Annotated in this window: 25 protein-coding genes and 1 tRNA gene; 8 read left to right on the plus strand and 18 right to left on the minus strand. The window is 43.3% G+C overall.

Annotation, left to right across the window (positions count from 1 at the left end; translation table 11 throughout):
* Nucleotides 1–225: 225 nt before the first annotated feature.
* Nucleotides 226–834: a superoxide dismutase gene (locus KI659_RS10255; RefSeq protein WP_213945254.1), complete on the minus strand. Its 609-nt coding sequence runs from the start codon at nt 832–834 to the stop codon at nt 226–228.
* Between the two features lie 105 nt (nt 835–939).
* On the minus strand, nt 940–1,383 hold the full coding sequence (locus KI659_RS10260; RefSeq protein WP_213945255.1) for a nucleoside deaminase: 444 nt from the start codon (nt 1,381–1,383) through the stop codon (nt 940–942).
* A gap of 121 nt (nt 1,384–1,504) precedes the next feature.
* On the opposite strand from KI659_RS10260, the gene KI659_RS10265 reads away from it, so the two are divergent.
* Nucleotides 1,505–2,524, plus strand: coding sequence for a DNA topoisomerase IB (locus tag KI659_RS10265; protein ID WP_213945256.1), 1,020 nt, complete (start codon nt 1,505–1,507; stop codon nt 2,522–2,524).
* A 35-nt stretch (nt 2,525–2,559) separates the two neighbouring features.
* On the opposite strand, the gene KI659_RS10270 is transcribed toward KI659_RS10265, so the two are convergent.
* Nucleotides 2,560–3,696 (minus strand): hypothetical protein, encoded by a 1,137-nt coding sequence (locus tag KI659_RS10270; RefSeq protein ID WP_213945257.1) that lies wholly within the window; start codon nt 3,694–3,696, stop codon nt 2,560–2,562.
* A gap of 320 nt (nt 3,697–4,016) precedes the next feature.
* Between KI659_RS10270 and KI659_RS10275 the strand changes: the two genes are divergently transcribed.
* Nucleotides 4,017–5,243, plus strand: coding sequence for a Na/Pi symporter (locus KI659_RS10275; RefSeq protein WP_213945258.1), 1,227 nt, complete (start codon nt 4,017–4,019; stop codon nt 5,241–5,243).
* A gap of 1 nt (nt 5,244) precedes the next feature.
* Here the strand turns inward: KI659_RS10275 and deoC are convergent, their stop codons facing one another.
* Both deoC and KI659_RS10285 read right to left on the minus strand, forming a co-directional pair.
* Nucleotides 5,245–5,898: a deoxyribose-phosphate aldolase gene (deoC, locus tag KI659_RS10280; RefSeq protein ID WP_213945259.1), complete on the minus strand. Its 654-nt coding sequence runs from the start codon at nt 5,896–5,898 to the stop codon at nt 5,245–5,247.
* 1 nt (nt 5,899) lies between these two features.
* Nucleotides 5,900–7,108 (minus strand): NAD(P)-dependent oxidoreductase, encoded by a 1,209-nt coding sequence (locus tag KI659_RS10285; RefSeq protein WP_213945260.1) that lies wholly within the window; start codon nt 7,106–7,108, stop codon nt 5,900–5,902.
* A 51-nt stretch (nt 7,109–7,159) separates the two neighbouring features.
* On the opposite strand from KI659_RS10285, the gene KI659_RS10290 reads away from it, so the two are divergent.
* Both KI659_RS10290 and KI659_RS10295 read left to right on the plus strand, forming a co-directional pair.
* Nucleotides 7,160–7,747 carry a methyltransferase family protein gene (locus tag KI659_RS10290; protein WP_213945261.1) on the plus strand — a complete coding sequence of 196 codons (588 nt, stop codon included), beginning with the start codon at nt 7,160–7,162 and terminating at the stop codon, nt 7,745–7,747.
* Nucleotides 7,744–7,932, plus strand: coding sequence for a hypothetical protein (locus KI659_RS10295; protein WP_213945262.1), 189 nt, complete (start codon nt 7,744–7,746; stop codon nt 7,930–7,932). Before KI659_RS10290 ends, KI659_RS10295 begins: the two co-directional genes overlap by 4 nt.
* 198 nt (nt 7,933–8,130) lie before the next feature.
* Here the strand turns inward: KI659_RS10295 and KI659_RS10300 are convergent, their stop codons facing one another.
* From KI659_RS10300 to KI659_RS10345, 10 genes are all read right to left on the minus strand, one after another.
* The gene (locus KI659_RS10300; RefSeq protein ID WP_213945263.1) at nt 8,131–8,796 is read right to left on the minus strand and encodes a porin family protein; all 666 of its coding nucleotides are present in this window, start codon (nt 8,794–8,796) and stop codon (nt 8,131–8,133) included.
* A gap of 102 nt (nt 8,797–8,898) precedes the next feature.
* Nucleotides 8,899–9,114 carry a hypothetical protein gene (locus KI659_RS10305; RefSeq protein ID WP_213945264.1) on the minus strand — a complete coding sequence of 72 codons (216 nt, stop codon included), beginning with the start codon at nt 9,112–9,114 and terminating at the stop codon, nt 8,899–8,901.
* 14 nt (nt 9,115–9,128) lie between these two features.
* Nucleotides 9,129–10,667, minus strand: coding sequence for a glutamate--tRNA ligase (gene gltX / locus KI659_RS10310; RefSeq protein WP_213945265.1), 1,539 nt, complete (start codon nt 10,665–10,667; stop codon nt 9,129–9,131).
* A 209-nt stretch (nt 10,668–10,876) separates the two neighbouring features.
* Nucleotides 10,877–11,506: a hypothetical protein gene (locus KI659_RS10315; protein ID WP_213945266.1), complete on the minus strand. Its 630-nt coding sequence runs from the start codon at nt 11,504–11,506 to the stop codon at nt 10,877–10,879.
* Nucleotides 11,503–12,867: a hypothetical protein gene (locus tag KI659_RS10320; RefSeq protein ID WP_213945267.1), complete on the minus strand. Its 1,365-nt coding sequence runs from the start codon at nt 12,865–12,867 to the stop codon at nt 11,503–11,505. Before KI659_RS10320 ends, KI659_RS10315 begins: the two co-directional genes overlap by 4 nt.
* Nucleotides 12,868–13,160: 293 nt before the next feature.
* A complete protein-coding gene (locus KI659_RS18770; protein ID WP_394370086.1) occupies nt 13,161–13,319 on the minus strand; it encodes a 50S ribosomal protein L19 in 159 nt (52 codons plus the stop codon).
* On the minus strand, nt 13,273–13,638 hold the full coding sequence (gene rplS, locus KI659_RS10330) for a 50S ribosomal protein L19 (protein ID WP_213945268.1): 366 nt from the start codon (nt 13,636–13,638) through the stop codon (nt 13,273–13,275). The genes KI659_RS18770 and rplS overlap by 47 nt, the downstream gene beginning before the upstream one ends.
* A gap of 88 nt (nt 13,639–13,726) precedes the next feature.
* Nucleotides 13,727–14,425, minus strand: coding sequence for a tRNA (guanosine(37)-N1)-methyltransferase TrmD (gene trmD, locus KI659_RS10335; protein WP_213945269.1), 699 nt, complete (start codon nt 14,423–14,425; stop codon nt 13,727–13,729).
* 3 nt (nt 14,426–14,428) lie between these two features.
* Nucleotides 14,429–14,959, minus strand: a complete 531-nt coding sequence (rimM, locus tag KI659_RS10340) for a ribosome maturation factor RimM (RefSeq protein ID WP_213945270.1) — start codon at nt 14,957–14,959, stop codon at nt 14,429–14,431.
* Nucleotides 14,960–14,973: 14 nt separating this feature from the next.
* Nucleotides 14,974–15,522 carry a 30S ribosomal protein S16 gene (locus KI659_RS10345; protein WP_213945271.1) on the minus strand — a complete coding sequence of 183 codons (549 nt, stop codon included), beginning with the start codon at nt 15,520–15,522 and terminating at the stop codon, nt 14,974–14,976.
* Nucleotides 15,523–15,917: 395 nt separating this feature from the next.
* On the opposite strand from KI659_RS10345, the gene KI659_RS10350 reads away from it, so the two are divergent.
* Nucleotides 15,918–15,989: transfer RNA gene (locus tag KI659_RS10350), tRNA-Arg, on the plus strand.
* A 57-nt stretch (nt 15,990–16,046) separates the two neighbouring features.
* On the plus strand, nt 16,047–16,298 hold the full coding sequence (locus KI659_RS10355; protein ID WP_213945272.1) for a GIY-YIG nuclease family protein: 252 nt from the start codon (nt 16,047–16,049) through the stop codon (nt 16,296–16,298).
* 171 nt (nt 16,299–16,469) lie between these two features.
* Here the strand turns inward: KI659_RS10355 and KI659_RS10360 are convergent, their stop codons facing one another.
* Together KI659_RS10360 and KI659_RS18720 are read right to left on the minus strand one after the other, a co-directional pair.
* Nucleotides 16,470–17,624, minus strand: coding sequence for a DUF4221 family protein (locus tag KI659_RS10360; protein ID WP_213945273.1), 1,155 nt, complete (start codon nt 17,622–17,624; stop codon nt 16,470–16,472).
* 37 nt (nt 17,625–17,661) lie between these two features.
* Nucleotides 17,662–19,848 carry an APC family permease gene (locus tag KI659_RS18720; protein WP_317195954.1) on the minus strand — a complete coding sequence of 729 codons (2,187 nt, stop codon included), beginning with the start codon at nt 19,846–19,848 and terminating at the stop codon, nt 17,662–17,664.
* A 525-nt stretch (nt 19,849–20,373) separates the two neighbouring features.
* Here KI659_RS18720 and KI659_RS10370 point away from each other — a divergent pair.
* Complete coding sequence (locus KI659_RS10370; protein ID WP_213945287.1) at nt 20,374–21,168, plus strand: 3-keto-disaccharide hydrolase; 795 nt, start codon at nt 20,374–20,376, stop codon at nt 21,166–21,168.
* Between the two features lie 70 nt (nt 21,169–21,238).
* Here the strand turns inward: KI659_RS10370 and KI659_RS10375 are convergent, their stop codons facing one another.
* Nucleotides 21,239–21,511: a hypothetical protein gene (locus KI659_RS10375; protein ID WP_213945275.1), complete on the minus strand. Its 273-nt coding sequence runs from the start codon at nt 21,509–21,511 to the stop codon at nt 21,239–21,241.
* A 142-nt stretch (nt 21,512–21,653) separates the two neighbouring features.
* Here KI659_RS10375 and KI659_RS10380 point away from each other — a divergent pair, with 142 nt between their 5' ends.
* Complete coding sequence (locus tag KI659_RS10380; protein WP_213945276.1) at nt 21,654–22,454, plus strand: universal stress protein; 801 nt, start codon at nt 21,654–21,656, stop codon at nt 22,452–22,454.
* The last annotated feature ends 317 nt before the right edge of the window (nt 22,455–22,771 follow it).

Here is a 22,771-nt window from a genome sequence, read left to right on the forward strand (position 1 = left end):
TGCTCGTACCACTCCAAAGGAAAAAGAAATGCCAAGACTTTAAAACACCGCATAAAGGCCTTACAGGGCATTTTTTCGGACTGGGGAGAAAATCCGCTGTATCAATTCCGAACACTTTTATTGTTCGCTGGACGTACAACTTTTGAAAACGAAGCGCAAAGGTAGTCAAAAAAAATCCCCTGACACTTGCGCATCAGGGGATCTATTTTCAATCTAAGGTTTGGCTTATTTTGCCTCTTGAAATCTATTGTTTACTTCTTCCCAGTTTACCACATTCCAGAAAGCGCTGATATAATCAGGACGCTTGTTCTGATATTTTAAGTAGTAGGCGTGCTCCCACACGTCAATACCGAAGATTGGGGTACCTTTGTCATCGGCAATGTCCATTACCGGGTTGTCCTGGTTTGGCGTAGAAGTCACTTTCAAGTTGCCAGAGCCGTCTACAATCAGCCAAGCCCATCCTGAACCGAATCTGGTGGCTGCTGCTTTTTCAAACTCTTCCTTAAACTCGTTGAATGAGCCGAAGCTTTTGTTGATTGCTTCTGCAAGCTCGCCTGAAGGCTCGCCTCCACCATTTGGAGACATCACTTTCCAGAAAAGGCTGTGGTTATAGTGGCCACCGCCGTTGTTTCTTACTGCCGTAGGGGCAGAAGATATATTTTTCATCAATTCTTCCAAGCTCTTACCTTCAAGATCCGAACCTTGTACGGCCTCGTTCAATTTGGTAACATAAGCATTGTGGTGTTTTCCGTGGTGGATTTCCATGGTTTTGGCATCGATGTGCGGCTCCAAAGCATTAAAATCGTACGGAAGGTTGGGAAGTTCAAAAGCCATATTTGTTAAAATTTAGGGTTAAACATTAAAATTTTCTTCTTTATAAAAGCTATAGTTGTTAAACCACCTTAAAGAATAAATGGTTCTGCTAACAATTGTCAATCTTTATTTTCTTAATTCCTTAAAGAAATCCAAAATCAGCCGGTTGCTCTGATCGGCCATCAATCCCCTGTGTATCTTGGTTTTGGGATGCAATAAATTTGTCTCCAATCTGGAAAATCCCCTGACAGGATCCTCTGCACCGAAAAATATTTCACCCAGCTGTGCCCAATACATGGCGCCTGCACACATCACACAGGGCTCCAAAGTTACATACAGCTTGCACTCTTTGAGGTATTTGGCCCCAAGATAATTGGAAGCAGCCGTGATGGCCAAAACCTCCGCATGGGCGGTAACGTCGGTAAGTTTTTCTGTCTGGTTATAAGCTCTGGCGATGATCCTGTTGTTACAGACCACCACGGCACCTACTGGAATTTCACCTTCTTCAAAGGCCAACTGGGCCTGCTTGAAGGCTTCATTCATAAAATACTCGTCCGAGTAGATTTCCATAAAAACGGTTTAAAACATGAATTTAAGCCTTTCATACCTTTTCCGCAATAATTGGCACAGAAATCAACCGCTTAAACTTTGAAAGGCTTTTGTAGTTTATTTCAGGCAAGCTTAACCACTCATGACATTACCAGAAAACTTAATTTATACCAACCAAGAATCCGCCGGGATTTTGCGAAAGAAATCAGGCAAGGGATTTACCTACCTCACTTCTTCAGGCAAAAAGGTGACGGCCAAAAGCACCCTCAAGCGCATTGAAAGCTTGGTCATCCCTCCCATTTGGGAAAATGTGTGGATCACACGTTCCCCAAAAGGGCATATCCAAGCCGTAGGCTATGACCAAAAGGGCCGGAAACAATACCTCTACCATCCCAAATGGGTCATCCACCGCCAAAACTCAAAATATGAGCGGTTGAGGCATTTTGGGGAGGCCTTGCCCTCCATCCGAAAGAAAATCGCCCGCGACGTCAAGCTCCCCGGCTGGCCAAAAGAAAAAGTACTGGCAATCATGGTCATGATTTTGGATGAGGCCTTTATCCGAATCGGCAACCTTTCCTATGCCAGACAAAACGGCACGTATGGCCTGAGCACATTGCGCAGGAAGCATGTCAACTTTGAAGAAGGACGGGTTTCGTTTGAGTTTAAGGCCAAAAGCGGCAAATACCGAAAAGTGCTGCTGGAAGACGAAAGCCTGGTCAACCTGATCAAGGAATGTAATGACCTGCCCGGCTATGAACTCTTCAGGTATTTTGATGAGGAAAAGAAATGCTACTGCAACCTGATGAGCGATAATGTGAATGAGTATTTGAGGGAAATAACCGGAGAGGATTTTTCAGCCAAAAACTTCAGGACCTGGGCAGGATCGGTGCTAACCGTAAAGCTCAAACCCGAAGCCGAGAAAGAAATCGAGGAAAACCCGCGGAAAAAACTGGATACCACTTTGGTCAACATGGTAGCAGACAAGTTGGGTAACACGGTCAGCATCTGCCGTGAGTATTATATCCATCCAAAAGTATTGGAATGTGCCACCCAAAAAAATCTGGAGCAGGAATACGATGAGGCATTGGCTAAACACAAAAAACTGAAACGCTCTCTGGACAAAGAAGAGATATTGACCCTCCACCTTTTGTCACAGTGCTAAAAAAAGGCCGGAGGTAAACCCCGGCCTTTATATTTTTATCTACCCAATATCAGGTCAAAGATTTCTTTTCTAACCCCTTCATTGATAATCAGGGCAAGTATCAGGGACACCAAAAGCCCGATAAAAGCTTTGTAAACATCCCTTGAAGCCAATCTCCAGGCTCTTACCAATCTGGCCTTTCTCTTTTTCAGCTTCTTGGATTTGGCCAAGGCAATGGAAAGTTCTCTACCCCCTAGCAAGCCTATAAATACCCAAGTAGTACTCATTGGCATGTTGCTGTACATTTTGAAGTAGAAAAGGATGATAGCATAGACAAAATCCACGATGGTGGCTGCCCGAACATCGGTAACTTTGGTCTTTTCGTTGACTATTTTTTGGATTCTGTCGCCCTTGAGGTAAAACAAAAATCCCAGACCAAAGAATACGATACCTGCATAGGCTATAAATTCCCAAACGTTGAGCTGCCTAGGAAGGAACACGGCAATATTGGCCGCATCCTGCATGATCCATACTGCCCAAAGTGTCCCAGAAGTAAACCACTGGAGAACATACCAATACGGTTTTGGCTTTCCTTTAAGATAGTTGGTGACAAACTTCTCCAGCACATACCATACTATAATTGCTATACCAAAGGCCAATAGGTATCCAATAAAACTTTTCTGAACTACCCCGGCAATTGTTCCTGCTTTGTAGGTAAATACGTTTAGCAACAGGAATGTAGTGGATACCGGCATCCTGAGCCTGGTCATCACCAAAAGTACAATCGGGGCTGCAAGCTGTAGAAACACGAAGTTTTCCGGAGCTTTGTCAAGCCCAGGTACCTGTAATCGCTCGTAGCTCACGTCACCGTTAAGCGTATACCAGCTAAAACCGACCGTTCCCACAAAAATCAACCCCATAAACAGCCACAACCAATACCATTTTCGCTCCTGGTTGGAAGCTATAAAGGTACCGATGGTCTGGATACTGTCATTGGCGATGGCCGAATAGGCCGCCAAGAAGAAGCCAAACCACATGGCCGCATACGTGTATGGAGTTAAAATCCCTGCTATGGAGATTAAGATGCAAATTACTAAAAGGAAGGATTTTTCTTTTTTGGTGAAATCAAAAAGTGAATAGGCGGCTTTGGATAAAGCGTCCTGATTAATATTTTGATCTTTTAATTTTGCCATAATGGTTTGATAGGCGTTTGATAATCTGCTTGCAAAGTTAAAGAACTTTAACCCGCTTACATGTTAAGGAATTGTTAAGTAAACCCCTTGGTATATTATTAAAATGCAATTCACGGCACTTCCGCTCCAAAGGTAGGGAATACGGAATATTTTTCAAATCTTTTTAACCTTTGAGAAATTTCATTTTGATATCACGATTATTTTCCCCCAAACCGGAGAATTAATATTAACAAAAGCTTCATATTAATACCTTAAGAAAGTAAACTTTCTCCCTTTATTTTGTACCTAGAAATTCCCTATCCAGACGCCAAGCAACATTGATGAGCAAAATCCAGCAAGCACAGACAAAGTCCTTCAAATTGATAATGGCTATACAGCTATTATTGGCTTTGTTGCTTTTCATGTTCTCCATTGACCTGCTCACTTTTTCTCTCGCAAGGCTTAACAATGAGGTGGCTAGGGATATCTTCACGGCTACCTTCAACCCATTCGTAGGCCTGTTTATCGGGTTACTAATGACTGCCCTATTCCAGTCAAGCAGCATGGTGACGGCCATGGTGGTGGCGGTAGTAGCCAGCGGCAACCTCAGCCTGCAGCAGGCTGTTCCCCTGATCATGGGGGCTAATATTGGCACCACCCTGACCAGTACGCTGGTTTCCTTTACCTTTATCATGAAAAGAAGCGGCTTTAAAAAAGCCCTTGCCGCAGGACTGTTGCATGATTTTTTCAATATCTTCACGGCCATCATCCTTTTTCCACTGGAATTCTATTTTGGACTATTGAGCAAGTCGGCCATATTCCTGACCTCAACCTTCTTTGCCTCCTCTGCCAACATTGAAGGGGATTATGTCTACAACGTGCTTTTCACCCGCCCGGCCACTATCTGGGTATACGATTTTATTGGACAGCCCTTGATTACGCTGATCATGGGTATTATCCTGATCTTTCTGACTATCAAAATCCTTTCGGACACGGTTCTCAAAACCTTTCTTTCTTCCAAATTCAAAAATCTCAATGAACACGTGTTTGGAGCTCCTGCAAGGACTTTTGTATATGGCACCTTGTTTACAGCGGCGGTACAGTCCAGTACAGTAACCACCTCCCTGGTGGTACCGGCAGTGGCTACCAGAAAAATCTCATTGGAAAAAGTCTTCCCATTCATCATCGGGGCCAACATGGGTACCACCATCACCGCTGTGGTGGCCGCCATCTACAAAACTGAAGCTGCCATTAGCATCGCCATTGTCCACATCTTGTTCAATCTAGTGGGCACCCTGATTTTCTTGCCGTTCCCTGCCTTGCGGAATCTTCCCATCAGGCTGGCAGTTTATTTTGGCAAGCAATCCACCAAACACAGATTCCTGAGCCTTGCCTATATTTTACTTACCTTTTTTGTGATACCATTCTTGCTGATTTACTTCAACAGAAAAGATAACGTGAAGCCTTTGGAAGCAAAAGCTGAGGTAAAAAAAGAAATCCGGATGAGGGGACCTCTATCCGGATTGAAAGCGGTGGACGGACAACCAAAGTCCGACAGCAGGTTCTAAGTCATTTTTTGCCTTTCAAAATCTCCACTCCCGAGCTCGTCCCTATGCGGTCGGCACCGGCTTGGATAAATTCCACGGCCTGCTCATACGTTTTTATGCCTCCGCTTGCCTTGATTCCCACGTTGCTGGGCAAAATCTCACGCATTAATTTGATATCCGCCAACTGTGCGCCGCTTGGCGCAAAACCGGTGGAAGTCTTCACAAAATCCACTCCCGCCTGGCTGCAGATATCACAGGCAGTTCGGATTTCATCTTCTGAAAGGTAGGCCGTCTCGATGATCACTTTCAGGATCTTCTCATGGTCATGGCAGGTGGTGGCCAGCTTGGCCAATTCGATTTTGGGCCAATTCATCCCAGCCTTAAAGGAAGTGGTAGACCAAACCACATCAATTTCATCGGCACCATTTTGAATGGCCAGCTCGGTTTCAAAAACTTTCGTTTCGGTCATGTTATAGCCTAGCGGAAAACCCACCACCGTTACCAGTTGGACATCGGCATCACCCAGGTCTCTTTTGGCTTTTTTAACCCAAAAAGGTGGCACGCAGATCCCCTTGAAATTATATTGTTTTGCATCAGCCACCAATTGATCCAGATCCTTGTCGGTCATGGTTGGCTTCAAAATAGTTTGTTCTAGATAGCGCTCCAGGTTTTTCATTTTATATCTGTTGATTTACGTAGTCCTCCAAGTAGGTGAAATTGGTGGTCAGTTTACCACCCTTTGCAATAGTAGCCCTGTCCAGCATCTCTGATTTTTCCAGCAGGAGCTCAGGAATGACATGTTTCATCAGCTGGTTTCCAAAATCATGCGAGGCATCCCTGGGCAGTTCGCAGGGCAGGTTGTCAATGGCCATCACCGATATATGGTTTTCCCCTGAAAAGGCCTCACAGGTATCCTGCGTCTGTGGGTCAAAATCAAATACCGGATCAGCCACGGTGCTGGACTTTACGGTAGTGGGCACCGACCCGTCGATGTCACAGGTAATGTCTGCGATAACTTTGATCTTGAAATCGGGACTCGCCGTATCTTTTTTTTCAAACAGCCTTGGGGCTTTGTGGTCCCAATAGGCTGCAGCCATGAAAATATCTACCACTTTGGTAAACCTCAGAAAATTGCTTTCATAAAGCTCAGGCTGCTTGTGAAATTCCTCGCGGTTAAACATCCCATCGTCCTTCCTTTTATTGTAATCGGCCGAGCCCACTTGGGTAAAAACCGCCTCCCCATATTCTTTCTCAAGGAAGGCAACGGGTTCTACTTTTTTGATTTTTAGCCACTCAAGAACTTCAATAGCCCCTTTGGCGACCTTACCGGTACCGGTAACCAATAGTTTGACGGCTGGAAGTTTTACCTTCTGCAGCTCCTTTTTCAACTCTTTGAGGTCAAAGCATTCGTGGGCCCTTTTGAGTGAAAACCTACCGGTTTTCTGCCCATAGGTCCAAATGCCATTGTAAGCCCCCACGATTCCGGCCCAGCGGCCAAATGCAACCACACGGTTGCCTTTATCATCCTTTAGAACCTCATAATCAATCATAGTGATATTTTTCTCCAGGATCGCCTGCAGCAATTTCCTGTTGGAGGGTTGTTTTTTGATGGTGTGGGAAAAGAAAAAATAAGTCTTATCAGAAAGCAGATTGGCCACGGGTACCTCTTTTATCCCCATCAGCACATCGCAGTCGTCCAGATCTGCGCTCACCTCAATCCCCTCGTCCACATATTCTTCATCCTCATAGCAACGGTGGGGGCTTGGCTCCACCACAAAGTCAAAATAGCGGTCAGAGTCTTCGTGTATGGTAGTAAGTTGGTCGGGTGAAAAAGCAACTCGTTTGTCAATGGGGATTTTGTTTTCCCGGATCAATCCAATTTTCATTGTTATTTGATGGGTTTAAATGGTAACTTGATTCAATAAAAAAAAGCAAAAATGCCATACTTCTTTCTCCTGCTGTTTTGGGCGGTCTTCTATTTCACGCACACATTCTTTGCTCGCTTGAAGTTAAAAAGAAAATTTCAGCGCATCATGGGAAAAGCATACAAATGGTACAGGTTTTTTTATACCCTGTGGTCATCGCTACTGTTTTTGGCGATTTTCCTGTATGCGGCAAGTATTCCAGCCGAACGTCTTTTTACCGGTACTGACTTCACACAATATCTGGGCCTTATGGGAGCCGGCATAGGGACCATCATCCTGATCAAGTCCTTCAAAAACTTTTCCCTTTGGAAATTCAGTGGCTTGGTCCCACACGATGACCTAGAGGAAAAGCAGGAACTGGTTGTTGTCGGAATCCACAAACATTTAAGGCACCCCATTTACTTGGGCCTTACCTTTATTTTTGTCGGTTACCTGCTTTTCACCCCCACCCTCGCCTCATTGGTTCACTTGGTTGCCTTGATGCTGTATTTACCGGTGGGCATATATTATGAAGAAAAGAAATTAATCGCCATTTTTGGTGAAAAATATAAAGAATACCAGGCCACGGTCCCGGCCCTGATCCCCAGATTTACCAGATGACTGAACTTGTCCTATACGCCCTATTATTTCTCCTTCTCATAGGCCACACTTTGATGGCTTCCAAAATGTATATGGCTGTCCACACAGACAGTTCCCTCTCCCTACGGGAAAAGAATGACTGGAAGCTCAAAGCGCTTATTTTCCCGGCTTATTATTTCGGGCAGTATAAGAAAAGTAAGAAGTGAAGCTCCTTAGCGGAAGGAATGGGGTCACAGAGTGACACAGAGGTCTGGCACTGAGCTGCACAGAGGCCTCTTCGCGGAGAAACTTTATTAGACTCCCACTTTTCACTTATCCCTTTTTACTAACAAATAACTTCGCGTTTCTTTGTGCCCTTTGCGGTAAAAAGACTCCGAGCTCTCTGAGCCTCTGTGATTAAAAAACTACGGTTTCTTCAGTACCGCGAACAAATACGACAGGGTAAACTCCAGGTTTGTGAAATTCATATCATAAACCCTTTCAAACCTCTCCGGTCGACCAAATTCATAACCAAACCTAACCTCTGCCTGGATGGTGTTTCGTCCCAAGAGGCGGGATATGCCCACCCCTCCGGTCAGCCCGTACATAAAACGCTTTGGATCATCCTGTTCCTGTCCATATGTCGGCATGGCGGCAAAGCCCAGCTCATTAAACTCATGGGTCCTACTGATATCCCTGGAGCCAAGGAGGGTTCCAAAATGGGGGCCCAACTTGATATGAAAACGGTTTTTGTTGCCAAAGTAAAAGTTGGATAAAAGGGGGATTTTCAGATAATCCAGTTGGCTTTCGTTTATATTTCCCAAGGTGTCGGTTTCCGCATACCCATGGGTCACCCACTGCACTTCAATTTGAGCACCGGCATTTTTGGCAAAAAATTGTTCAATAACTATCCCAAACGTATTTCCCCTCACATCACCGGTACGGCGGTTTGGGGTGGCCGGGATGGAGCGGTAACTCACATTGGATGAAGAAATGCCGTATCGCACCCCAATGCTGGTACTGCTCTGAGCTTCTGCTTCAACTGCCGCCCCGATTAGCAGCATAGCCAATAAGAAAATTCTTCCGATCATGGACCAAAGTTAGGGAATTTATGAATTAGTGAATGGATAATTATGAATAAGGGGGGCCAAAAAAGCAAAAGGCCATCAATAGATGGCCCTTTGCACTGTTAATTATTCTTGGTCTTTTTTCTTTTTTGACTTTTTGACGTCCTCCAGATCATCACGGTCTCTCAGCTTTTTGTCATCAACATTCTTATTGAGAAACTCATTGATCTTGTCAATGGAAAAAGAACTGGATATTTCCCCAAAGGAATTGATCTTCATTTTGAAACCCTCCAAATCTGGGTTTACTTTAGGGTTTTCATCTTTTTTGGACTTCTTGGCCATGGCTAGGATTTGGGTTAAGCATTCACCTTTAGAGTATCTAACGCAAAATCAATCCTTTTGGATAACTCTTCCTTGCCAATGATTGCAAAAACTTCCATCAGGTCTGGCCCAGCCCCAACTCCAGTTACGGCCAATCTTACTGCCTGCATCACTTTTCCAAGCTTAAGTTCGTTTTCTGCAGCCGATTCTTCCAGAAGGCTTTTTGCCTGCACAGGATCGAGATCCCCATCAAGCGCATTGATTTTGCCTTTGTAGGTGGATAACACGTTCACCGCATCATTGTTCCAGCGTTTTTCCGCTACCTTCTCATCAAACTCAGTCGGAGCGATGAGCATAAATTTGCCCTCTTTCCAAAGGTCTGCAGGGAAGGTAGCTCTTTCCTTCATCAATCCGGCGATTCTTTCGGCCTTTTCTGAAGAAAGCGTGATGCCTTCATTTTTCAGGTCTTCCTGAAGATAAGCAGCCAATTCGCTATCGGACTTTGCCCTCAGGTACTGCTCGTTGTACCATTTGGCCTTGTTGATGTCAAATTTGGTCCCCGACTTCCCGATTCTCTCCACGGTAAAGGCTTCCACCAACTCCTCCTTGGTAAACATCTCCCGGTGGTCACCCGGGTTCCAACCCAAGAAAGCCAAGAAATTGATCATAGCTTCAGGCAAGTACCCCTGTTCTTTGAAGCCGACAGCCACTTCCTCGGTCTTCGGATCTTTCCAGTCCATTGGGAAAATTGGGAAACCGTGCTTGTCGGCATCCCTTTTGGAAAGCTTACCGTTTCCGTCAGGCTTTAACAGCAAAGGCAAATGGGCGAATTGAGGCATGGTATCCTCCCATCCCAGGTATCTGTATAGCAACACGTGCAAAGGCGCAGATGGCAACCACTCCTCACCACGGATCACGTGCGTGATGCCCATAAGGTGGTCATCCACGATATTAGCCAAGTGATACGTAGGCATCCCATCAGATTTCATCAAAACCTTGTCGTCCAAGGTACTGGAGTGCACCATTACCCATCCACGGATCATATCATTAAGTCTTACTTCCTCCTTGCGAGGGATTTTGATTCTAATAACGTAGGGTTCCCCTGAAGCCAAGCGCTCCTTTACCTCATCTTCCGGCAAGGTGAGGGAGTTTTTCATCTGTGTCCTGGTGATGGAGTTATACTGAGGGGAAACCACTCTGGCAGCGGTCAGCCTTTCGCGCATGGCGTCAAGTTCCTCAGAAGTATCAAATGCATAATAGGCATGGCCTTTTTCTACAAGGTCCATGGCATACTGCATGTACATTTCTTTTCTTTCAGACTGTCGGTAAGGCCCAACAGACCCGCCTACCCATGGACTCTCATCTGGGGTGATGCCAAGCCAGTCCAAGGCATCTTTGATATATTCTTCGGCACCAGGCACAAAGCGTGTCTGATCGGTATCCTCCACTCTAAGGAGGAATTTGCCGTTGTTTTTCTTTGCAAAAAGGTAGTTGTAAAGGGCCGTTCTCACACCCCCAATATGGAGCCCGCCCGTAGGGGAAGGGGCAAAACGTACACGTACTTCTCTATTCATGGATCAGAATGTTTCCTTATATGATTGCCATAGCGGTTTTGCATAGCCTACCGCCAGATTTTAAAAGGCAAAGATAAGGATTTTGGGGCGTGAACAGATATTCTATGGAAAAGCATTTAGAAGAATTTTTGGAATAGTGTTACAGAGAGGTAAAAGTAAATTAATTTAGCTAACCAAAAATAAAATCAGGCCCGAAGGCCTGATTTTATTTATTCAATTACAATCTGAATTAGTTCCCCGTCAATCCATCGAAAATGGATATTTTTGTTAAGATTTTCCAAGTGCAAATAAGCATAATCATAAACTATGTCCTGATCTTCAACTGAAAAGTTCATGAGGTATGGGTCAGTTTGATTTCGTAAACTATAGGAAACCGGAAAACTCTGTTTAAAGTTTTGTATTGATTTAATACTCTTCCCCAAAACTTTATTTTCCTCCAAAAATTGATCTACCTTAAGAATTAAATAGGAAGATATATCCTCGTCTTTTTTATACACTTGAATTCCATCACCTATAAACCACTGACTTTTACCTTCTGTCCTTTCCAATCGCAAGTTAAATTTATTCTCAAGATTTATAAAGCCTAAATTTAAGAATTCGTGTCCTTTGAATTTTAAAGAATTATCATCAAGAGTCTCGATTGAACTATAATACTTCTCTAACTTATCCAAATCCTTTTCAACTAACCAGATTGGTGTATCTCCATGGGTTACTTTATTGATATTAAAAGAACCATCACCATCCCCATCTTGAATTAGTGAATTCCCGGCCGCATTATCTTCATTTGTACAACCAAACAAACTTAATCCAATAATTAATACAGCAATTATACTCCTCATATTAACTCATTTAAGTAATGTGTACATGCAGGTCCATTTGGTACGATGAATGAAAAAGACCTTAAACTGGTTGAACCCCATCTAAAATATTCAAAATAACAATCTCCTCTAACATTATCTCTCAAATTAGCATATGGTGATATATTCGTCCAAATATCATCAACAGGATAATCATAAATAACTCTAAAAGGAACACCATTAATACGTAAGTTGGCTGCATCCTGTTTTATAGGTCCTCCATGGTTAATATTTGATGGCCAATTTGAAAATATGTTCTTAATATTTAAACTATGATTATTAGCACGTGCTATTTTAATATGACTAACAATATGTCTAAATCTAGCTGAGGAAGAAAGAGCTTGAAAATCCTTAACTCCAGGATTGGGATCAAAATTAAAATCCATAAAATCTTCTGCATAACCTGGCAGATGCTCAATAATCTCCCCATATCCTACATTAACATTTGGATGAGGAATGCAAGTTGGATCTAAATCACATAAATACGCATCTCCACTTCCTGGGTCTTGGCCTCCCCCTCCATCAATATAACCAGAACCATTCCACATGGGATAACCAGCTAATAATGGTGGACTTAAATCATAACAGTAAGTTGAAAAGGTGTCATAACATTGGATACCAGGCCCTCCTCCATCATCAATTGCCTCACAAGGACCTGGCTCCCAAAACGTTGTGCAAGTCAAGCTAGAGTTAATAGAATTAACAACATCTTTCTCCACCTCAGACGATTCAAAATATTGTTTTGTTCCGTAGATAATGCCTGAAACAACCCTAAATGTTACAACATGAGTTTCATCAATCAAGTATAATGAAATTTCACCAGTCCAATCACTCCCTAAATTAAGATAATTTATAGAACTAGGATTAATTGGAGTTTCATTTTGATCATTATACCTTAAAATATAACCTTTAATTGAACCAGTTTCGACATTCTCCATGAGCATTAATCTTTGAGTATATCTACTTAATAATTCTTGCTCCGAAAAATCCTCACTCATACTAAATGGATATACTAGATTTACCTCATCCGTATCAAACTCTATTACATTATAATTATTACCTAATTTATTCTTGTAAAACTTATTCCATTTAATGCTCTTATTTAAATATGTAAGCTTAATTGATTTATTCAATCTATGATTTTCATTCTTAAAGTCAAAAGGATAGTTTAAATCAAAATTCTGTAAATTGTTATTATACCATTCAATGTAGTTATCAACTTCCGATTGCAACTTACTTTCATTTAGCTGATCTAATTCATTAACACATGAACTATTTCCAAAGAGTGTAATACCAAACAATGTTATATATAGAAATATATAATTAATTTTTATCTTGTTCATAATTAATTTTTATAACATTTTCTTGAATTCAAGTAAAATACACTTTAGCTAAAGTCAGCCTCGATTGAAAGCATACTCCAATTAAAATAATAAAAATCGATATTTCCAAATTTTTTTTTGATCAAAGTCAAAAAAAATTAAAAAATACCGTAATCACGGTATACTTTTATGTCGAATATCCTCCTTTGCACCCTTCTTTTCCATTGTGTGCTTTGTGCCCCAATTTCCGGAAGCCCACAAAAAAAAAAAAGGGAACCATCTCTGGTTCCCTTTTCTGTATGCTTGGAAAGCGATTATTTTCTCGCTCGCATTTTCTCTTTGATCTTGGCAGCTTTACCATGACGTCCTCTCAAGTAGAACAATCTGGCTCTTCTTACCTTACCTTCTCTANTGCTTGGAAAGCGATTATTTTCTCGCTCGCATTTTCTCTTTGATCTTGGCAGCTTTACCATGACGTCCTCTCAAGTAGAACAATCTGGCTCTTCTTACCTTACCTTCTCTAAGCAATTCGATTTTTTCGATGCTTGGACCCAAGATTGGGAAAATTCTCTCCACGCCGATACCGTTAGAGATTTTTCTTACAGTGAAAGTCTCCCCATTTGAGTTAGGGTTCTTTCTCTGGATCACAGTACCTTGGAACTGCTGGATACGCTCTTTGTTACCTTCCGTAATTCTTACGTGTACATTGATGGTATCTCCTGCCTTAAAAGAAGGGAACTTAGATCGTACATCTTTGTATTCCTCTTCTACAACTTTAAGTAGTTCGCTCATATCTTTATTTATTTATATGCTTTCGCAAATTGGAATTGCAAATGTATGCAATTTTTGGTTCTATTAAATTATCTATCAAATATTTACGTTAATCGCCGCTGACCAACCCTTTGCCTTTGAGCAAGTCTGGCCTCCGTTCTTGGGTACGGCGAACCGATTCTTCAAACCTCCAGGCATCTATTTTTTCATTATGTCCCGACAGCAAAATGTCTGGGACTTTCATGCCTTCATAGTCTGCCGGCCGGGTATACACCGGCGGGGCCAACAGGCCATCTTGAAAGGAATCTGTCAGTGCGGAGGTTTCATCATTGAGTACACCGGGAATCAGCCGGATCACCGCATCAGCCACTACGGCTGCGGCGAGCTCTCCTCCTGAAAGGACAAAATCCCCAATACTAATTTCCTTAGTAATGTATTTCTGCCTTATCCGCTCGTCCACTCCTTTATAATGACCGCACAAAATGATGATGTTTCCCTTTAAGGAAAGTGAGTTGGCCATATGCTGATCGAATGTTTGACCATCCGGCGTCATATAGATTACCTCATCGTATTCCCTTTCAGCCTTGAGTGCATCAATGCACTTGGCGATGGGCTCCACCATCATGACCATCCCTGCACCACCACCGAAAGCATAATCGTCGACTTGCTTATGCTTGCCGACTGCATACTCTCTTAAGTTATGCACCCTGACCATGGCCAGCCCTTTGTCCTCCGCCCTTTTCAGGATGGAATGGGAAAAAGGCCCCTCCAACAGTCCAGGCACTACCGTAATGATATCAATGCGCATGGATCAATCCTCCAAATAAATGTCAAGTAAGCCTTCAGGCAAATGGCAGTAAACTTTCTTTTCTGCCTTGTCGACCTTGGTAATGATGCCATCCTGTATGGGAATCAGCACTTCTTTGCCTTTATAGTCGAGCCCGATCAAATCCTGGGTCTGAAGGTCATATAAAACTTTAATTTCCCCGAGCTCCCCGTGATTCTCGTCGATCACGGTAAACCCGATCAGTTCATGGTAATAATACTGGTCATCCTCCAGTTCCGGAAGCACGTTGAGCGGCAGGAAAATCCCAGCGCCAACCAATGTTCCGGCGGCATTCACGTCATCATATTCCTCAAATTTTGCCAAGACCTTTCCTCCGGTCTGATAGACAAAGTGTTCGAGAAAGTATGGGATAAGGCGACCTTTCTGTTCCAGGAACACATGTTCCAGGTCTTCGTATTGCGAAGGGTCATCCACGTCCAATTTGACGGTCACCTCACCATGAAGCCCATGAACTTTTGAAATGTAGCCGATCTGGAAACAATTGTCTTTGTTCATGGAAGGGGGTACTCTTAAGCGTTGTTTTCTTCTTCGTTGGAATCAGCAGCTTCTCCACCTTCTTCCTGAGCAGGAGCTTCCTCAGCTGCAGCAGCGGCTTTGGCATCTTCCTCTCTCTTTCTGATAGCTTCAAGACGGGCTTCGTTTTTAGCTGTCTCAGCAGCAAGAGCAGCAGCACGCTTCTCTTCCTTGGCTTTGGCTAGCTTGTCCACTTTGCCAGTGATAGCGTCTTCTTTAGAAGCCAACCACTCTTCATATTTCTTGTCAGCATCTTCCTGCTGGATTGCGCCTTTAAGCACACCAATCTGAAGGTGTTTTTTCAGCATCACGCCTCTGTAAGAAAGCATAGCTTTCACAGTGTCGGTTGGCTGAGCACCGTTCAACAACCACTTCAACGCTCTCTCGTTGTTGATGTTGATAGATGCAGGGTCAGTGTTAGGATTATAAGTCCCGATTTTTTCGATAAAGCGTCCATCACGTGGAGCTCTTGCATCAGCTACTACTACGTCATAGATGGCCATTCTTTTTCTACCTCTACGCGCTAATCTGATTTTTACTGCCATATTTTATTGATATTTAGTTAATTGATGGATCCCGTCCATCTTATTTTTTGGACTGCAAAGATAGCTGAATTATCTTGAAAAGAACAACTTAGCCGCGCAATATTTGCGGAAGTGCGGGAAATTGGTTTAAATTGCGTGAGGAAGAAAGAAGACCGAAGACTGGACACGGCTTGAAAAAGGACATAGAGTTACGCAGAGTGTAAAAAGGAGTTTCACGGAGGCCCCTTCGCGGATTAAAAAAACCTGACATCCACTTCGTACTTCTAACTTCGTAACTCTTACTTCCCAAATGGCCTCGTAGTTCAATGGATAGAATACCTGCCTGCCGGCAGGCAGGGAAGTTTCCTAAACTTTAGATACAGGTTCCTACATACGGTAGGAAATATTGAGATAATGGCCTCGTAGTTCAATGGATAGAATAGAAGTTTCCTAAACTTTAGATACAGGTTCGATTCCTGTCGGGGCTACTAAGCCACTCAGATTAAGTGGCTTTTTTTGATTTTTTCATAAAAAACTATTACCCTATGTTTTTTGTCTATGCCATAAAAAGTAAAGTAGACGGGAGAATCTATGTGGGCTTCTCCACCGATCCTGTCAAAAGGCTAAAGGAACACAATGCTGGCAAAACAAAATCAACCAAAGGATTCCGGCCCTGGGAAATTATTTATCAAGAAACAGCTAAAACCAGAACGGAGGCCAGGGCAAGGGAAATATTTCTAAAATCAGGCTCTGGTAAGGAATTTCTGAAGTCTATAAAAGACTTGGGCATTTTGTAGAGATAAAAAAATAAAAAGCCCACCCTAAGCGCCCTGTTCATCAGAAGGAAGGGGGGGTGGACATATTGATACAAAATTTCAAAATTAATATAAAATTAAAAATTATTGAGGCTGATTTAACCTCTATTGTTATACCCCAACTGAAGATCCGTATTCATAACATCCAAACTTTCAGTGACCTGACATTCTCAAAATCACAAAACCCAACTCGTCATTGATATTCTCGTAGATCCAGATTTTGCCGTCTTTGGCGAAGTGCTTGGGGAAGAAGCTTGAGAAGGGTTTGGCCGGCTTTTTTTCCAGACCTGGCACTAGGGCCTCGCCGATGAGGTTAAAGTTTTTATCCAGAACTGACAGGTAAATCTCAGAACGGATATCTTCATCACTCGTGGATTTGCTTGGCAATTCTTGGAAAGAAAACCTGTAAAACACGCTGTTTTTTTCATCCCAAAATGGTGGCAAGTAGTTAATCTCCTGGTGAAACCTGGTATATTCTACTTCCAAAGCCTCTTCTGACTGAAATTCCTGTTTATAAGAATTGACTTTTTTATTCTTGGTCAATTGAGTATCAAATTCTTTCAAATACGTGGTATCCCTTTGCGTATCATAAATTGCAAGTTCACTCGAGAGCTGATTTGAAAAAATCAACCTTGAGCCGGACATTGCCATGCTCATTTTTGGGCCAAATATGACAGAACTAGACCCAAATTGTAAGGTGAATTGATTATCGTAAATAGCATCAAAACTGGATAGTGGGAGTGTTTTGTAACTATAATCCTCCAAGTCAAATACCCCCAAAGCAAACTTTCCATCCATTCTTTGATCTAGCAGAGCAAACAAGCGGGAGGCTTCTCTATCCAAATAGGTAGAAACAAAAGCCAGCCCACCTGAAGTTAGTGGATTGCTTTCCAGAAAAAAACCCTCGTAGTTCACCTTCTTTGTCCTTGTACCATCTAAAGCAAATAAAGCAATCCCATTTAAATCTTGAAGTGCAAATTCATTTGAATCATACATCCTGAACCCACCTAAAAAATTACCTGTACCATTGGGTCCCTCTCTTTCGAATGGGATTTTTTCTTCCAGTTGATAACCATCCAAGCTGATTTTTTCCAATGTATGGTCGTTTGGATTGAAATTATAAAGGTACTTCTTATCCATGCTCAAGCTAGATGTGGCTAGATTATGATTAAGAAAGACAATCTCATCTCCAGGATCAATTATGACAGTATCCAGATGGAACTTCATGCCTTCCAGATAATTATCACTTGTCTCACTTGACTTTTGCGTGCAAGAAATCACCAACAAAATGAAAATTAGATATTTCATATTTAATAAAGTTCTTTAAACCCCTAACCCAACCCCATTATCTCAACACCTCCTCAAATGCAATATCCTGTGCGGCCAGCACGAAGACCTTGGTGGGCAGGGAGGCGGTGTTTTCTTTGAGCTTGCTGTAGTACTCCTCGAAGCCTTTGCCCCCACGGGAAAAACCCAGCCCCATCATCACCAGGTCGCTGTTGGCCGATTCCCTCTTCTGAATATCCCAAAAACTCTCAATTTTGGCTACCAAAATCTGGTACTGGAAACCTGTCCGCATCTGGGAAAAGAGTTCGTCGAGGTTCTTCTGGGCATCCACTCGCCCTTCTTCTGATGCGACCACCATTTTGATATTCACAGTGGCGCGGTACCATTTCGGCGTGTTTTTGAGCAGGTAGGCCAGGATGATCATCAAACTCCCGTTTCTTTTCAGTCCTCCCCACCAGATATCAATTACCCGATGGTGGCGGAACCCCCTGTTGTCATCATCCTGAACAATGAGGACATTTTTCTTGGACTGGTGAAAGTGGTCGATCATTTTGGCGTATGGCGTATGATGCTTGGTCTCCTTGGTGTCCCCCAACAGGATCGTATTTGGCACCAAAGGCCCCAAGCCATAGGCATCCACCAATTGCGCTGCCCCCGTAAAGGGGTTTGCCGCCCTGATAACCCGCACCAAGGCCTGCACATTCCTCCGCTGCAGGTAATCACTCATTTGCTTTTCGAATTTGAGCACCTTATCCTGCCCCACGCTTTTTTCAGGCAAGATAGTGCTGACGGTAAACAGGGCGTTGGCCTGTGTAAGGTCGTTGGCAAATTCTATAAGCCTCCACCTTTTGTTTGGGGAACCAGAGAGCACCAGCAAATTTGGCCTCCAGCTTTTCGGGTGGGCATCTTTGCTCAGCCTCATGATGGCATAGCGGATCAGGGTCAGGTACATGCCCCGGGTCACATCTCCCCAGGTGGCCTCCATCCTTCTTCTTTTTAGCCATAGGAAAATTAGAGATATCACGACCATGGCCGAAATGGTCGCCAAGGGATTAATCAAAAACATGGCGGCAATACAGCCAACCGCTCCAAGCAGAGAAAAAAACCAGTGGATTTTAAACTTGGGTCTAAATGATGGCGACCTGAGAAATCTCTCAATCCCCGCCGTGATGTTTAAAACCGCATAGGTGGTCAGGAAGAACATGGTCAAAATGGGCGCAATCATGTCCAGATTAAGGAAATAAACCGCCAGCATGGTAAGGGCCATGGTAAATACGGTACCCGCCCTGGGAATCTTTTCCAAGCCCGCACCCTTTCCGAGAATATTGAGCTGCTTGGTAAAAATCCTGTCATTCACCAATGCCTGAAGAACCCTCGGTGCTCCCAGAAGCGCCCCCATGGCACTGGAAAGTGAAGCACCCCATAAACCCAAAATAATCGCACCTCCCCACCATGAAATCCGCTGCATCACCAATGGGTCCTGCAATAAGGTGGACGTGTCTGCTCTACTGGCCAAAATGATCGGCAAGCCCATATAAATCAAATAACTCACCCCCAACGTCATAAAAGTCCCCTTGGGTAAGGAGCGGGCTGGGTTTTTCAGGTCCCCTGACATATTAACGCCTGTGATGATCCCTGTCACGGCAGGGAAAAACAAGGCAAACAAAGGCCAAAAGCCCACCGAAGACCCCGTTGGAGTTTCCCACATTTTTATCTCAACACCTTCCATTGGCCTTCCTAAAAACAATGACAAAAGGGAAAACCCTATTATGGCTAATATGAAATATTGGGCTTTAATAGTGGCATTGGTAGAAAACAGCGCCAGTGAACCCAACAAAAAGATGGTCACCATTCCGATATATCGCGGATCCCAGTCCGGAAATATGGAGATCATACTTTCCGAAAACCCCGATATATAAAACGAAATTGAAAATGCCTGTGCAAAATAGAGCGGTATCCCTACCGCCCCTCCTATTTCAATGCCCAGCGAGCGACTGATAAGGAAGTAGGCTCCCCCACCCTTCACCGGTGTATTGGTTGCAATGGTAGCTATGGAGAGAGAGCTTAGAAATATTATAAAAGTAGCTAAAGAAATAATCGTAAGTGTACCAATCAACCCTACATTACCCACAATATACCCCAAACGCAGGTACATGATCACCCCCATCATGGTGAGAAGGGAGGGTATGAATACCCCTCCAATGGTGCCTAATTTTCTATCGGATGTCCCAGTTGAATTTTTGATAGCATCAAGATTTAATTCCTAAAATAGTAATCATAACCCAACTCCCCTAAACCGCTCCTCAAATTTATAGCGGAGGTCTATAAAACTTACCCCGTTACCCTAAAAAACCTACACTTGCTCCGCCCCACTATCTTTTGATTTATGGACAGGGTCCGGTTCTAGTATGATTCTGGTATGATGGTGATATGGATACCACTGCGCTTTGGGTCGGCGGAGACCCGAATGGGGGTCGGGAGGTTATCGGGACTCTGGAAAAATGCCACGACTCGCTAGAAAAAATCATTTCTACAATCCAAGTAAAATTACAAAGACAATTGAATTTCACCAAATTTAAATTGATAAAATTTTATAATAATTTTATTTTACCTATAAAAATACGGATAAAGTATGGAGCACTAACCGAAAATTTTTTTCTTCACATTTAAATTTTCAATTTTAGAAAATCATAAAGCGTTTCCCTACATGTCTTTCACTACCTCATTCCGTAAAATTTTCTTTAGTTTAATCCTTACCTCAACCTTTTACATGGGCTGCAACCCAACACAAGATGGTTCAATTGTGGAATCCGGATGGCAGGAGCTTTTCAATGGAGAGGATCTGGAGGGCTGGACGGTGAAGATCACCGGTCATGAAGTAAGTGAAAACCATGCGGAAACTTTTCGGGTAGAAGATGGCCTATTGACCGTTTCCTATGATGGCTATGACAATTTTGATGGGCAGTTTGGCCACCTGTTTTATGACAAACCATTTTCTGCTTACCTTCTAAGAGTGGAGTACAGGTTTGTAGATGAACAAGCTCCAGGAGGTCAAGAATGGGCCTACCGAAACAGCGGTGTAATGCTGCACGGCCAATCTCCAGAAAGTATGGGTTTGAACCAGGACTTTCCGGTTTCCATCGAAGGCCAGCTATTGGGAGGTGATGGTGAAAATGAAAGGCCCACCAGCAACCTCTGCACTCCCGGCACCCATGTGGAAGTGGACGGGCAGCTTTTTACCCCTCACTGCCTCAATTCCCATTCAAAAACCTATCATGGAGACCAATGGGTGACAGCCGAATTTCTGGTGTTAGGGGATTCGCTCATTGAGCACCGGTTGGAAAACAGGGTAGTATTGAGTTATACAAAGCCTCAAATCGGAGGGGGCAATGTGGCAAATCATAATGCCGAATTGTTTGAAGAAGGGCAACCGCTAACAGAAGGGTATATTTCCCTTCAAAGTGAAAGCCACCCCGTGCAGTTCAGAAGGGTATCACTCTATGATCTGGAGAGGTATATGGACGATCAGGAAGGCCTAAAAGCCAAACTGGAGGAGCTGCTTTAATTCCGGGCATATCTCCTATCAAGGAGACATGCAAAAAATAAATCCGGCGAAAAAAATGTAGGGTGGCAACTTAATAGTTTAAAGCTTCTCCGCTTACCTGACTGGAATCTTGTGTGAAGACCCATTTTTTATATTCAGTCAAAAGCTTTTTGGCCTTTGGCGGAAAATTGATCATTTGGGTTTTGATTCCTTTGGAAATCTCCTTTGCCCGTGTTCTTTCCATCTGATTTAAAAATCGGGCTTTCAGTTCTTCATGTTTGCTAAAATTTCTCATATCCAAGGGGCATTTAAATTCTACCTGCATACTTTCAATCATCGTGCCCACCGCTACATTTTTACTCAAAAAATTTAAACTTTTTCACAGTTAGATGCAAAAATCTTTTTTTTTATCGTCTACTGCATTTTAATGGTCTTTTTTGAAATCATAGGGGTTTCTCCACTTTCTTAATTTGATTATCTTTATAGAAACTTGAACCACATTATTTATGAAGTCTGTCCTTTATGCTACCGATTTTTCCGAAAATGCCGAAAGAGCCCTGCCTTTCGCAATAGGCTTGGCCGAGGCACATGATGCGGAACTGTTTATGGTTCACATTTTGCCCAAGGCCGACGATACCAGCATTTACAAAGCCAGCACCAAGCTCAAAAGCCTGTTCCACTCTTGGGGGAAGAACATTTCCATGAAAGTCCACTACATGGTGGAAGATCACAAATCCAATTCGGAGGGACTTCTGCGCGTCATCGACCTCTATGCACCAGGCTTGGTAGTGGTGGGCTCTAAAGGCGGGGGACTTCTAAAAGAAACTATCATGGGCAGCACAACCAAAACACTGATCAGGAAATCCAAATCACCAGTGATGGCCGTTCCAAAGCGTGCGGCTTATGTGGACTTCAAGGAAATCCTTTATACCTTAGATTACCACAAAGCCAATGTGCAGGCGCTTCAAAGCCTGTTGGGCATTTTCAGGGGGTACGAACCCGCCATCACGGTAGTCCATGTAAAAGACCACAAGGAAGAAGGAGAAGGAAATCTCTTTGATTATTATCGGGATGAGCTCCAGGAAAAAATCGCCTATCCCACTGTTCGCGTCAAGCAGTTTTTTGCCTCCAACATTTATGAAGAGCTCCACAACCACATCAAAGTGCATCCCTATGATCTGGTGGTGATGGTAGAAAAAGAGCGTTCAAATTTCCTGGACAGGCTTTTTGAAGAGGACCTGGTTCAAAAAATGGAATCCGATCTAAGGGTTCCTTTGCTTAGCTTTTCGGAGAAGCATTTGGTGTGAGATGTCGGGTGTCGGGTGTCGGAAGTCGGATGACCGATGACCGATGCCGGATGTAAACTTCATTATTCATCATTCGGCGTTCATCATTCATTATTCCACTTCCGTGGCTGACCCGCAACCCTTCCTTCGTACCTCGTACTTCAAATTTCGAACTTACGAATGGGTACAAGGTACTAGGTACCAAGTACAAAGTACACCGCAGCAGGGCAAAAAACCGCCTTGAGGAGTAACTTGAAGGCTTTTCCAGTATTTTACGTTTACGTCCTGATTCTCGGAGCCCTCCCTTCGAGCTGCGCTCTTCGGATGGGGTATCAGTT

The sequence above is a fragment of the Litoribacter ruber genome (assembly GCF_018449405.1).
Taxonomy (GTDB): domain Bacteria; phylum Bacteroidota; class Bacteroidia; order Cytophagales; family Cyclobacteriaceae; genus Litoribacter; species Litoribacter ruber.